This window comes from Algivirga pacifica, assembly GCF_039543525.1.
GTDB classification, from domain to species: Bacteria; Bacteroidota; Bacteroidia; order Cytophagales; family Flammeovirgaceae; genus Algivirga; species Algivirga pacifica.
On record NZ_BAABJX010000053.1, the window covers coordinates 36386 to 49600 of the forward strand.

Annotated in this window: 11 protein-coding genes; 6 read left to right on the forward strand and 5 right to left on the reverse strand. The window is 38.4% G+C overall.

The genetic code is table 11. The annotated features are described in order from the left end of the window. Positions 1-46: 46 nt before the first annotated feature. Both cysS and ABD985_RS17400 read left to right on the forward strand, forming a co-directional pair. Positions 47-1543 (forward strand): cysteine--tRNA ligase, encoded by a 1497-nt coding sequence (gene cysS, locus ABD985_RS17395; protein WP_345373979.1) that lies wholly within the window; start codon positions 47-49, stop codon positions 1541-1543. 107 nt (positions 1544-1650) lie between these two features. Further along, on the forward strand, positions 1651-2655 hold the full coding sequence (locus ABD985_RS17400; RefSeq protein WP_345373967.1) for a M28 family peptidase: 1005 nt from the start codon (positions 1651-1653) through the stop codon (positions 2653-2655). A gap of 155 nt (positions 2656-2810) precedes the next feature. Here the strand turns inward: ABD985_RS17400 and ABD985_RS17405 are convergent, their stop codons facing one another. The 3 genes from ABD985_RS17405 to ABD985_RS17415 all read right to left on the reverse strand — a co-directional run bounded on the left by ABD985_RS17405 (position 2811) and on the right by ABD985_RS17415 (position 5964). After that, on the reverse strand, positions 2811-3536 hold the full coding sequence (locus ABD985_RS17405; RefSeq protein WP_345373968.1) for a YqjF family protein: 726 nt from the start codon (positions 3534-3536) through the stop codon (positions 2811-2813). A 114-nt stretch (positions 3537-3650) separates the two neighbouring features. Next, a complete protein-coding gene (locus tag ABD985_RS17410; protein WP_345373969.1) occupies positions 3651-4490 on the reverse strand; it encodes a phytoene/squalene synthase family protein in 840 nt (279 codons plus the stop codon). Beyond that, on the reverse strand, positions 4474-5964 hold the full coding sequence (locus ABD985_RS17415) for a phytoene desaturase family protein (protein ID WP_345373970.1): 1491 nt from the start codon (positions 5962-5964) through the stop codon (positions 4474-4476). Before ABD985_RS17415 ends, ABD985_RS17410 begins: the two co-directional genes overlap by 17 nt. A gap of 265 nt (positions 5965-6229) precedes the next feature. Here ABD985_RS17415 and ABD985_RS17420 point away from each other — a divergent pair, with 265 nt between their 5' ends. After that, positions 6230-7072: an exonuclease/endonuclease/phosphatase family protein gene (locus ABD985_RS17420; protein ID WP_345373971.1), complete on the forward strand. Its 843-nt coding sequence runs from the start codon at positions 6230-6232 to the stop codon at positions 7070-7072. On the opposite strand, the gene ABD985_RS17425 is transcribed toward ABD985_RS17420, so the two are convergent. Next, on the reverse strand, positions 7069-7983 hold the full coding sequence (locus tag ABD985_RS17425; protein ID WP_345373972.1) for a Ppx/GppA phosphatase family protein: 915 nt from the start codon (positions 7981-7983) through the stop codon (positions 7069-7071). The genes ABD985_RS17420 and ABD985_RS17425 overlap by 4 nt on opposite strands. Positions 7984-8104: 121 nt before the next feature. Here ABD985_RS17425 and ABD985_RS17430 point away from each other — a divergent pair, with 121 nt between their 5' ends. The 3 genes from ABD985_RS17430 (at position 8105) to hslU (ending at position 11848) form a co-directional block, all read left to right on the forward strand. Further along, positions 8105-9343, forward strand: coding sequence for a M16 family metallopeptidase (locus ABD985_RS17430; RefSeq protein WP_345373973.1), 1239 nt, complete (start codon positions 8105-8107; stop codon positions 9341-9343). A 5-nt stretch (positions 9344-9348) separates the two neighbouring features. Then, positions 9349-10404, forward strand: coding sequence for a type IX secretion system protein PorQ (porQ, locus tag ABD985_RS17435; protein WP_345373974.1), 1056 nt, complete (start codon positions 9349-9351; stop codon positions 10402-10404). Between the two features lie 76 nt (positions 10405-10480). After that, complete coding sequence (hslU, locus tag ABD985_RS17440) at positions 10481-11848, forward strand: ATP-dependent protease ATPase subunit HslU (RefSeq protein WP_345373975.1); 1368 nt, start codon at positions 10481-10483, stop codon at positions 11846-11848. A 51-nt stretch (positions 11849-11899) separates the two neighbouring features. On the opposite strand, the gene ABD985_RS17445 is transcribed toward hslU, so the two are convergent. Beyond that, a complete protein-coding gene (locus tag ABD985_RS17445) occupies positions 11900-12400 on the reverse strand; it encodes a hypothetical protein (RefSeq protein WP_345373977.1) in 501 nt (166 codons plus the stop codon). Positions 12401-13215: the final 815 nt, after the last annotated feature.

The following is a 13215-nucleotide window of genomic DNA, read 5'->3' on the forward strand; positions in this document are numbered from 1 at the left end:
GACTATAGATTGAGAATATTCCTAATTAAATATATATGACTGTATGATGCAGGAACAGAAAATCAGAGTTTACAACTCCCTATCGGGAAAGAAGGAGAATTTCGAGCCATTGAACCCTCCCTTTGTGGGACTTTATTTATGTGGACCGACGGTCTATGGTGATGCACACTTAGGGCATGCAAGACCTGCCGTTACGTTTGATGTAATTTGTAGGTATTTGGAGTACCTGGGATACAAAGTCAGATATGTTAGGAACATTACCGATGTAGGGCACTTGGTGAATGACGCCGATGAAGGTGAAGATAAAATTGCCAAAAAAGCTCGATTGGAGCAGTTGGAACCTATGGAGGTCGTTCAATATTATACTGATCGCTACCATAAGGATATGAAGCGCCTAAATGTGCGTCCTCCTAGCATTGAGCCAAGAGCAACAGGACATATCGTGGAGCAGGTAGAAATGATCAAGAAGATATTGGATGAGGGGTATGCTTATGAGTCGAATGGTTCCGTTTACTTTGATGTGCTTAAATACAATGAGGATAAACCTTACGGTATCTTGTCAGGTAGAAAAATTGATGAGATGATGGAGGGGAGTAGATCATTGGACGGTCAGTCAGATAAAAAGAATGGAGTAGACTTTGCACTTTGGAAGAAGGCCGATGAGCAGCATATTATGCGTTGGCCATCACCTTGGTCAGAAGGTTTCCCAGGGTGGCACTTGGAGTGTTCTGCTATGAGCGCCAAGTACCTTGGAGAGCAGTTTGATATTCATGGAGGAGGAATGGATTTGAAGTTCCCGCACCATGAGGCAGAAATTGCTCAGTCGACAGCTTGTCATCATAAGATTCCGGCAAAATACTGGATGCACAACAATATGATTACCATCAATGGACAAAAGATGGGAAAATCGTTGGGTAACTTTATTACGTTGGAAGAGTTATTTGATGGAAAGCATGATTTGTTAGAATCAGCTTATAGTCCAATGACTATGCGTTTCTTTATTTTGCAGGCGCAATATAGAAGCACCTTGGATTTCTCTAATGAGGGATTGAAGGCTGCTCGTAAAGGATACCGCAAAATGATGAATGGACTGAAGGTCGCGAAACATCTTACTTATGTACCAGAGGAAGGTGTAGAGCAAGATGAAAAGCAGATCAAGCAGATTGAAAGCATCATCAATAGTATCTTCAGAGGAATGAATGATGATTTCAATACGGCGGTGACAATTGCCTCTTTGTTCAATCTACTGAAAAAGATCAACCTTATACACAATGGAAACCTTTCCGCTTCAGCGATAGGAGAGGAGCTATTCAATAAGATGGTGAATCTATTTATCACTATGGTCGTAGAGGTACTAGGATTGGTGGAAGAACGTCCTGATGGTTTTGAGGTGATGCTGCAGTACTTGATTAAGGAGTACAAGCAAGCCAAAGAAGTAAGAAACTATGAGAAGGTAGACGAAATTCGTGCTGAGTTGAAAAAAGTAGGGGTGGTATTGAAGGATATGAAAGAAGGAGTAGACTGGGCTTACGATGAACTATAATTTCTTTCTTCGAAAAGAATAAAACATAAAAAGTCTTGCCTATCTATGGCAAGACTTTTTTCTTTGAACCATTATATTTTTTAGAATATCTGACTGACTTTTCTCTTATGAAACACCTATTTCTGACATCTTTGATATTATCAACCACTTTTACATTATTATTTACCTCATGTAATGGTGGAGGAGAGTCTTCTAATACATCAAAAAAAGCAGAAGTTAAGATGGCTGAAGCACCATCTTTTAATGAAGATTCTGCTTACTATTTTATTGAAAAACAAGTGGCGTTTGGCCCAAGAGTTCCCAATACCAAGGCACATCAGGAGTGTGGAGATTATTTGATTGAGCAACTGAAAGAGTATGGGGCTGAAGTGACGGTTCAAGCGTTTGAAGCGACAGCTTATAATGGAGCAGTTTTGCCTTCCCGAAATATTATTGGAGCCATTAATCCAGAAGCAAAGAAACGTATTATTGTTGCAGCACACTGGGATACGCGCCCTTACGCTGACCAGGGAGAGGAAAGACAACAAGAGCCTATAGACGGAGCTAATGATGGTGGTAGTGGTGTTGGTGTAATTCTGGAGTTAGCAAGGGTTATGCACACGGATTCCTTGAAGCCGAATGTAGGTGTTGACTTTATCTTATTTGACTCTGAAGACTATGGACGCCCAGAGTTTGAGAAAGAATATACGGATGGAGATAGTAGGTATTGCTTGGGTTCAGAATATTGGGCTAGTAATAAGCATAAAAGAGGCTATCATGCTTACTACGGAATTCTATTAGATATGGTGGGAGCAAAAGGAGCAGTTTTTCCTAAAGAAGGAACTTCTATGGAGTTAGCATCGAAGGTAGTGAAGAAAATATGGACAACAGGACAGAAGCTAGGCTACGGACAGTACTTTATCGATCAGGAAGTAGGAGGTATTTTTGATGACCATTATTATGTCAATACAAAAGCAAGAATACCAATGGCAGACATTATTCACCTTGATCCTACGGGAACAGATACCTTTTTTGAGCATTGGCATACCCATGAGGATAACCTAGAGACAATTGACAAAGCTTCATTGAAGGCTGTAGGACAAACAGTACTTCAGGTATTATATAATGAATAATACTGTGAACTAGGGTTGAGGCGACTTTCGCCGCTGGTTGAGCGCTTCGCTGTTGAGTAGCCCTTCGGGCTGTTGAGAAAAGGCAGTACTATAAAATCTCAACGGAGCGAAGCTCCACTCAACAGTGAAGCGCTCAACCAGCGGCGAGAGCCGCCTCAACTGTTGGTTATTTCCTTAATCTTCCTCTTAGACTCTACACTAATCTCTGAGCCTTCCGCAAGCATCACAGAAGATGGCAGGGCGTTATTCAGAAAAGAAAAAGCCTCCCCATAAACCAATCCAAAATTCACATTGATATCACAGGAATGTACTTCGTATAGCTCCCACTGAGGGTGTTTTACTTCATACTCATTTGTTTTTTGCTTTCCTGCGTGTGCATATCCCCAATAATGTTCCGTAATAAACTCCTCTTCACTTCCTTTCTCAATAACGTGAGAAGCTATAGAAGAGATAATCTGAAAGGATTGCCATTGATTCTTACATTTCCATCGATAGACGATTTCCCTTTTTGAGGAAGAAGCTTCCCAGTGGTGACTCATCTTCATGGTCTCATAGTTTTCCTTATAGACTTGATTGGCTACAAAAGTAATGGCTCTTTTAGGAACAATTTCTTTGATAAAAACGACCCCTCTTTTCCATTCATTTCCTTCTTTACGTTTGACGTAAAAGCGGAGGTTCACTTCTTCAAAATTAGTATGGAATGGGATTTTCAGGCCAAGTAATTTTGTGTTTTGAAACATGAATCCCACAAGACTTACGTAACAGTTTCCTTCCCAAAAATCAAGTTCTGTACCCTCTGGGACGAGATCTTGAAGGGTTTCCGGAGGGACTATATAATTAGCAAAGGCTAACTTTTTCCATTCAGCAGTAAGAAAACTCATAAGCAATGCAGCTATTAAAAATGATTGAACACGATCAAAAAGTAAGGGCTATTCAAAGATTGTCCAAAAAAATAAGGAAGTATCTTTACGATAACTTCCCTATTCAATAAAATACTAAATCATGTTTAATTTAATTTGACAGTAGCATCGGGCAATTAATCCAAGTTTCATCGGATTGGATACGCGCACCCGAGTAGTAATGATTTTTTCGGATGGAGTGTTTCTTAATTTTGTTAGAAGTCTTCGGTAATAGACATAGGCAGTATATACACCAAATTTTGCATTTAAAGGGAGCTGCTGTATACCTTTTAGAGCTTCGTTGAAGTCTTCTTCAATTTCCTGAATAATTTTTGCCTTATTTTCTGGAGTAAGGTTTTTTAGATCAATTCCAGGAAAATAAGTACGGTCGAGTACATCTACATCATTTTTGAGATCTCTTAGGAAATTGACTTTTTGGAAGGCAGATCCTAAGCGCATGGCAGAGTCCTTTAAAGCTTCGTAACGTTGCTCATCACCGTTTACAAACACCTTGAGACACATCAAGCCTACAACATCTGCAGAACCATAGATATACTCTTCGTATTCTTTTTGTGTATTATACTCTGATTTATGTAAGTCCATGCGCATACTTTTTAGGAAGGCACGGACCAATTCATCTTGTATATTATATTCTTTTACTACAGCGATAAAGGAGTTAAGAATAGGGTTCATACTAATACCTCTCTCCAGGGCTGTGTAGTAATCTTCCGTAAACTCATCCAGAAGTTGCTCTTTGGGATAGTCATGAAAAGTATCGACGATTTCGTCAGCAAACCGTACAAAACCATAAATACCATAAATAGCACCTCTAATGGAAGGAGCAAGCATCCGAACAGCTAAAGAAAAAGAGGTACTGTAAGATCGAGTAACAATCTCACTGCTTTTGAGTGATACTTCATCAAACAGTTTTTTCATGTTGTTTAGTAGGTTTTAGTTTTGAGATAATTTGATCTGATACAATTTTACCCGAGATCAAGGATGGTGGAACTCCAGGACCAGGAACAGTAAGTTGTCCTGTGAAGTATAAGTTGTCTACTTTTTTACTCTTGATCTTAGGACGGAAATAAGCCGTTTGGAATAATGTATTGGCTAAGCCGTAGGCATTTCCTTTATAAGCATTATAGTCTTCCACAAAGTCGTTAATACAATAAGATTTATGGAAGACAATGTCATCTTGTAAAGATTGCCCCGTCAACTTCTCCATACGTTCGATAATCTCTTTGAAATATTTCTCCCTTAGGGCTTCGCTGTCTTCTAATCCAGGGGCAATAGGAATGAGAATTGTAGCAGCTTCTTTTCCTTCTGGAGCAAAGTGATCATCTGTAATACTTGGGAAACTACCGTAGAAAAGAGGAGACTCAGGCCATTGTTTTAAGTCATAGATATACTCTGCATGCTTTTCGAAATCAGTATCAAAGAAAAGCGTATGGTGAGAAACATTTTCCAGCTTCTTATTAAATCCTATATAAAACAATAAAGCGGAAGGTGCAAAAGTTTTCTTTTTCCAATAAGACTCGGAATACATACGTTCCGATACTGGAAGAAGACTTTCAGTATGAGCATAATCAGCGCCACTCAGTACAACATCAGCATCAAAGGTGATGCCATTGGCAACAACTCCCTTGGCTTTACCCTTTTCAGTAATTATTTTTTCGACATTCTGATCGAAGTAAAATTGAACGCCTAAGTCTTCCGCTAATTTTTTCATGCCCTCCACGACTTCATACATACCTCCTTTAGGATGCCAGGTGCCTAACTCAAAATCTGCATAATTCATGAAATTATAAAAGGCAGGAGTGGTAGAAGGCTTTGCTCCCAAAAATAGAACAGGAAACTCAAGAAGCTGTACTAGACGCTTGTTCTTGATTTTTCTCTTAATACTACTAGAAATGTTATCAAAGAATTTATTAACACGGGTAACGGTCTGCCAAGTAACTAACTCAGAAAGGGAAAAACCTGGCTTATAGACTAAGTCATTAATCGCAATCTCGTAGTTGCTTCTTGCATCCTTCAGAAATTGCTGTAAATGTTTTGCACTACCAGCTTCTACTTCCTCAAATAACTCATAAATTTTATCGACTTCTCCACTCACTTTAAAGGAAGTCTTTTTGTCAAAATACACCTCATATCCCGGGTCTAACCGTTCCAATTGATAATAGTCAGAAGGCTTCTTGTCGAAGTAGGCGAAAAAACGTTCGAAAACATCAGGCATCCAATAAAACGTAGGGCCGATATCGAAAGTAAACCCTTGTTCTTCTAATCTTCTTGCTCTTCCTCCAGCTGTATTGTTCTTTTCTAATACCGTAACGGACATACCTGCCTGCGCTAGAAAACAAGCAGAGGCTAAGGATGAAAATCCCGCTCCGATAATGATAACTTTATTCTCCATAGTAATAATCAGGGTAGAAGTGTCAAAAAAATAACATTCAGGTAGATTGTAATGCTGTAAATCGCCCAAAAATCAAGCGAGGAGATTTACCCTTGGTCTAACATTTTGTGATTTTTCCGCTAACTAATTGTACATAATAAATGTTTCGGGTGATGCGACTATTTTTTTCAATGATGAATTGAGAAAAAGTCATGCTTATATTTTATTGAAAATAAAGTTTTTTTCCTCAAGTTGCTGCATTAAACTTCATTTACGTTTCTGTGCTATGATAAGTAGAACACTATTATTGATACTTTTGTTGGGTATTTTTGCTTGTACAGAGCAAAAAGAGGAAAAAGATTTAGTGGTATTGGAATTGATGGATTTCAATCTTGCGGCTCAACCTGAAATAGGACGGTGGGATGAACGTAAGAATTTGATTTTAAGTGTGCTGCAAAAAGAGGTATTAGATATTATTACTTTACAGGGAATAGATGTAGAGCAGATGGCTTTTATAGAAGCTAATTTACTCAATGTTTACGGATTAGTTTATCGATCAGAAGAAGCCAACCCATCAAAAGGTATGGCAACCCCTATTCTTTACAATAAGAATAAATGGGAATTAGTGAAAGGAAAAACCATTTGGCTATCAGAATATCCCAAGCAGGAGGGAGCCAAAGCGTATAAAGATTCTGTCTCACGTATTTATACTTGGGCTCGTCTCAAAAAGAAAAATGGAACAAAAGAAGTGGTCGTATATAATACGGATATGAGAGGTGTATCACCAATGACCCGTTATTTAAGTACAAGACAAATGGTGATGGAGTCTGTGGATAAAGGGCATCGCCCGTTGATTATGACAGGATACTTTGGAGTGAATCTCGAAAATAAATCCATGAAGTATATGCTGAAAAATGGATTTGTGAATTTCAAGCCAGTATTTCCAGTCAATAACTATCCACCTACTTTTCATCAGGGGCAACCAGAGCGGAGCGAGCAGCTAAAGTGGGGAGATTATATTTTTGTACAACCTACTGTAGAGATTCTTAAAAGTCAGAGGATACTATATCATCAGAATGAAAAATACCCTTCCGGGCATTTTCCAATTTATATTAAGGTTAAAATTTAAAGATGCCTTGATGTCTTGACGAGAATACCTTCCCTCAATGCAGCTGTAGAAATTACGATTTCTTGAATAGATAGTGCTTTCATAATAAAGTGAAGGGCGCAAGAGGCAGGAACAATCATATCTACCCGCTCAGGAATAAGCCCTGGTATTTCCAGTCTTTTATTTCTAGGTGAGGTGATCAAACGTTCGTGTAAGGAAGTATAGTCCTCCATAGAAAGAATAAAAGGAGTAGACGCTTGTGTACCACTTTTCTTTTCTTGTATCAGCTGTAGCGTATCAAAAGTCCCTGCAGAACCAATAAGAGAGGAAGTAGTATGCTTTCCGTCTTTTAGGTATTGTAATAAAGGATTGAGCCGCTCTTTCAAATAATCATTCATAGCAGAAATATGCTCATTGGAAATAGGGTCTTCCAGCATAAACTGGTCATATAATCGTTGGGCACCAATTTCAAAGCTTTGTTTCCACAAAACCTTTTGTTGATCGCAGTGAATGAACTCAATACTCCCACCCCCTATATCCATGATAAGGGTTGGAGTAGTGATCGTGACTTCACTCTTTACACCTTCATAGATATACTCGGCCTCTTGCTCTCCATTAATTACTTCAATGGATATATGGGTAGCTTCTTGTATAAGCTGAAGTACCTCTACTTGATTTTCGGCACTTCTCAAGGCACTAGTGGCAATCGCAGTGATTTGGTGTATTCCTTTTTCTAAGCAAATACCTCTAAAATAGAGGAGGGTATCAATAGCTCTATCAATAGCTTCTGAGGTGATTTCTCCTTTGCTAATCCCTCCTTTTCCTAAACGAACGAAACGGTCTTCTTTATAATATACCAGAATTCCCTGAGGGGTAACTTCTCCAATAAGGAGTTGAAAAGTATTTGTGCCAATATCAATAACAGCCTGCATCTTTCTTCTTAAATTTTATTAGAAAAGATATTATTTTGTTACTTAATATTATTGATCCATACTTTGAAAACAAACAGAGACTGCCAACACCAGACTCTTTACACAAAATAGCTATAAACATATGATCGGATTTGAGGAGTTTTATTTGGATAATGGGTTGAGAGTAGTCGTGCATGAAGACCATAACTTTCCCTCAGCAGTTGTAAACATTATGTATGACGTAGGGTCCAGGGATGAAGAAGAAACACGAACAGGTTTTGCACACCTTTTTGAGCATTTGATGTTTGGTGGCTCTAAGAATATTCCTTCTTATGATGAGCCATTGCAAAAAGTAGGAGGAACAAATAATGCTTTTACCTCTCCCGATATTACCAATTACTATGTTTCCCTTCCTTCAGTAAATATAGAAACAGCTTTTTGGCTGGAGTCGGATCGTATGTTAAGCCTTTCTTTTGATCCTAATGTTTTGGAGGTGCAAAGAAAAGTGGTGATTGAGGAGTTTAAACAGCGATACCTTAACCAACCTTATGGAGATACATGGCATAAGATCAGGGAGATGGCTTACGAAAAGCATCCTTATCGTTGGCCTACTATAGGAAAGGAAATATCGCATGTAGAACAGGCGGTAATGGAAGAAGTCAAAGCCTTTTTCTTTAAGTATTATTGTCCTGCTAATGCCGTATTGGTAGTGGCAGGGAATGTTACCTTGGAGCAGGTGAAGCGATTAAGTGAAAAGTGGTTTGGAAGTATCCCTTCAGGAGTGGCAAATAACCGCTCATTACCGCAAGAACCCAAGCAAAAAGAGGCGAAGATACTTTCAGTAGAAGCAGATGTACCTTTAGATGCATTGTATAAGGTGTGGCATATGGATGCCCGTTTGGGAAGGGATTACTATCCAACGGACTTGTTGAGTGATATACTTGGTAGAGGGAAGTCTTCTTTACTGTATAAGAAACTCGTGAAAGAGGAGAAGGTATTCAGTGCATTGAGCGCATATATTACAGGGTCTTTTGATCCTGGCTTGTTGTGTATTGGAGGTAGGGTGCAACATGGGGTCGAAGCAGAGGAAGCGAATACTCGATTGGAAGAACTGCTCAATGAAATAAATGATGCGACCTTTACGGATATGCAGATGGAAAAAGTGAAGAATCAGGTTACATTTGGATTAAATGCAGGTAAGAGTGAGCTTTTACCAAGGGCCTTGGGGTTAGCTTATGGTGCGGTACTGGGAAATACCAACTTGGTAAACGAAGAGGAAGGACTTATTAAAAGAATAGAAAAGGAAGACATTGCTAGAGTTTTTAGAGATGTCGTTAATAAGGAGAATAGCTCCACATTGATATATAAGGCAAAAAACTAAATCAGATGAACGCTAAGCTTACGCTATTTTTTTCTTTTTTGTTGAGCGGCTTATTCATGGAAGGAGTTTGGGGGCAATCAGCGGGACAGCAATCATTCACTTTTTTAGAGCTGCCTGCGTCAGCAAGACAACAAGCATTAGGAGGAGTAAATGTATCTTCTCAAAATGGAGGGGGAGAAATGTTTTGGATGAACCCAGCACTTTTCTCTAAGGAAAGTGGGGGACAAGTATCGCTCAATTATTATGATTATTATGCAGATATCGGACAGACAACCTTAGCATATGGCCAATCTTTTGGCAAAAGTGGATTTTGGAGTGCTGGTTTTCAGTATTGGGGATATGGGGATATCATGGGAACCTCTTCTCAAGGCAACACTACGGTAGGGTATAAGCCGAGTAGTTATGCAATTACACTTTCTTCGGCACACAGCATAAGAATGTTTGCTTTGGGAGCAAACCTTACATTTGCTCAGGATAACTTTTTTGAATACTCGGCTTCGGCATTAGTACTAGATTTCGGGGGAGTATACTACCATCCAGAGTATGATTGGACTGTAGGGTTAACGGTTGAAAATGCGGGTTTTATTCTATCAGGGTATACTCCTGGAGACGGAGTGTCGTTGCCATTTGATGCTCGATTGGGAACAACGTTTAAGCCGGAGGGTTTTCCATTGAGGGTTTCTTTGACTTATCAGGGTTTGCAACAATTTGACCAAGTACAAGAGATTGAAAGTGGACAAATTGACGCATTAGGTAATCCAATTCAGGAAGAATCGAGTTTTGCTGACAAATTGTCGCGACATTTGGTGTTTGGTGGTGAGTTTGTAGTAGGGAAGATATTCAATGTCTGGGTAAGCTATAATATACAACACCGCAGAGAGATGGTTTTACAGAACTTCGGAGGCGTAAGCGGATTCGCTTTTGGAACAAAGCTTAAAGTGAAAAGCTTCAATCTAGCCTATGCGAGAGGATGGAATCATTCAGTAGGAGGGACGAATAGTTTCTCGATTATTTTCGATACAAAATCACTTTTAGTAAAGAAAAAACGAGTGATTGACTAAATTAAATGAAGGTGGTATAGCATGAACCTATGATGAATACATTTAATAAGAACGTCACCTTTAAAACATAATACTAATGCTAGAGAAGGAAAACTATTTGACACCGAGACAGATTGTTGCAGAACTGGATAAATATATTGTCGGACAAGAAGATGCTAAGAAGAATGTAGCAATAGCTTTGAGAAACCGTTGGCGTAGAATGAATGCAGACGCTGATATGCAGCAGGAAATTATGCCAAATAATATTCTGATGATAGGTTCAACAGGGGTTGGTAAAACAGAAATAGCCAGAAGATTGGCTAATATCGCTAATGCACCATTCATTAAAGTGGAAGCATCCAAGTTTACGGAAGTTGGATACGTGGGACGTGATGTAGAGAGTATGGTGAGAGATTTGGTAGAGCAAGCCGTAGCCATGGTAAAGGAGGCGAAGCAAAAGGATGTAAAAGAGCGTGCTGAAAAAATTGTTGAAGACGTTATTCTAGATGCCTTGATTCCTCCTTTAAAAGGAGCTGCTTCCGTGAAAGAAGGAGAGTACCTTTCGCCGGATCATGAGCTAAATGAGAAAACAAGAGAAAGGTTTAGAGAAAAGCTTCGTAATGGAGAGTTGGAAGACCGAAAAATTGATATTACGGTAGAAAATAATAACTCTGGAGTTGGTATGGTCGGAGGTGCTATGGATGAAGTCTCTATGATGAATATTCAAGAGATGATTAGTGGTATGCTGCCTAAAAAGACTAAAAAGCGTAAGGTAAGTATTGCAGAGGCTCGTAAATTGCTACTTGAAGAAGAAAGCTCTAAGCTTATTGATATGGATGAAGTGAAAGAGTTGGCTGTACATAAGGCAGAGAACTCTGGAATTATCTTTATTGATGAAATAGATAAAGTAGCAGCTGGAGGAAGTAAGCAAGGACCGGATGTTAGTAGAGAGGGTGTACAGAGAGACTTACTACCAGTAGTAGAAGGTAGTGCAGTGACTACAAAGTATGGAGTAGTACATACGGATCATATTTTATTTGTTGCGGCAGGGGCATTCCATGTATCTAAGCCGTCGGATTTAATTCCGGAATTACAAGGGCGTTTTCCAATTAGAGTTGAACTGAACAGTTTAACAAGAGAGGATTTCAGAAGAATATTGAAAGCACCTAAAAATGCTTTGACAAAACAATATGAAGCTCTTTTCAAGGCGGAGGAAGTCGATCTTACTTTCAATGAGGATGCACTGGATGAGTTAGCTTCAATTGCATTTGAGATTAATGAGGAAGTGGAAAATATAGGAGCAAGAAGGTTGCATACGGTAATGAGCCATTTATTGAATGATTTATTATTTGATATTCCGGATGTGATCGGACCAAATGCTCAGGTAGTTGTGACTAAGGAAATGGTAGGAGAAAGACTTTCTGGTTTGGTGAAAAATAGAGATTTAAGTCACTATATATTGTAAAAGAACTATAGGTAAACAAAAAAGGCTGGCAACTTGCCAGCCTTTTTTGTGTTAAATGTTTCCATTATTTCTCATAACATCTGCCTCACGCTTAGGAAGCCTTAAGTCTGATAGAACACTATATATACTAGGATTACTCATACCAAAGAAGATGATCATAGCGATATAGACACCTGCATAGAAAATTTGTCCAGAAAGGTAGTAAATCAGAATATTAAATAAGGTTGCTATTTCTAAGATAAGGAACTTATTGAAGCTACTAAGAATAATGACATCCAACTTTGCTCGTAAAGAAGGTAATGTACGTGCAGCTCTTATTTGTTTTTCATAGTACCAATAAGCCAGTATAGTTAAAACTACACATACAATAGGTACTATATAATAGAATATAGAAGATAGCTCAGGATAAATAGGTGAAAACTCTCCGTTGCGACTTTCTAGATAAATATATAAAAAGATAGGAGGGGTGATCCCCACCATACTGTAAAATATGACTCTTAGTTTATTTAAGAAGTCCAATGGTTTGTCAAATGTTGTTAGATAGTTTTTCATATTATGATTTTGTCAATGTAATCTATGTATTTATTAGGCCGGAAGCCTTATAGCTAATAATTCTACGAATGCAAAGATAAGTGTTCATACTAAGAAATCATCTGTGATAATGGCTACATTAAGGTGTAATAAGAACTCTAAGCGATGGTTATTGGTTAACTCACTATGGTGAAACATCTAAGTTTTAATTATTAACACTTATTGAAGTAACATGAAATGAGATTGTTAGATTACTTTAGGATTATTTCTGTAAATAATTGAACTATTCCATTTGCATAATCCAAAAAATACCTACACTTTTGCATCCCCTTCAAACGGAAGGCCACAACAATTCAGGTAATGGGAGACGCTCTTTAGAGTAATTTGTTATCCACAAAATCATCTGATTTTGCTCCTGAAAAGTTTTTGAAAATTTGTTTTGGAAGTTAGTTAAAAGTTTTCTTACCTTTGCATCCGCTTTCGGAAGGAAAGTAAGAAAAAGAAGTTTTGAGAAGGTGTTGAAATTGCACTTCTCGCTATCGAGAGTGTAGGTTTTTAAGAAATCTCACTGAAAAAAAAACTTCAAAATTAATTTGGATTGTAACTAGAAGTTTTCTTACCTTTGCATCCGCTTCTGAAACGAAGAAGTTAAAAAATATAAGTTAAGATTCTGGTTTTGAATCTCACTATAGTGCAAACGAGCACTGTACAAGTTCTTTGAAAAACTGTGACAGAATGGTGAATCGCGCAATGCTTAACTTGTTAGGTATTGCAGATCGAGAAACACATTTGAACATACACGTCAAATCATAGAGTCAGAAAACACGATTTTCTTT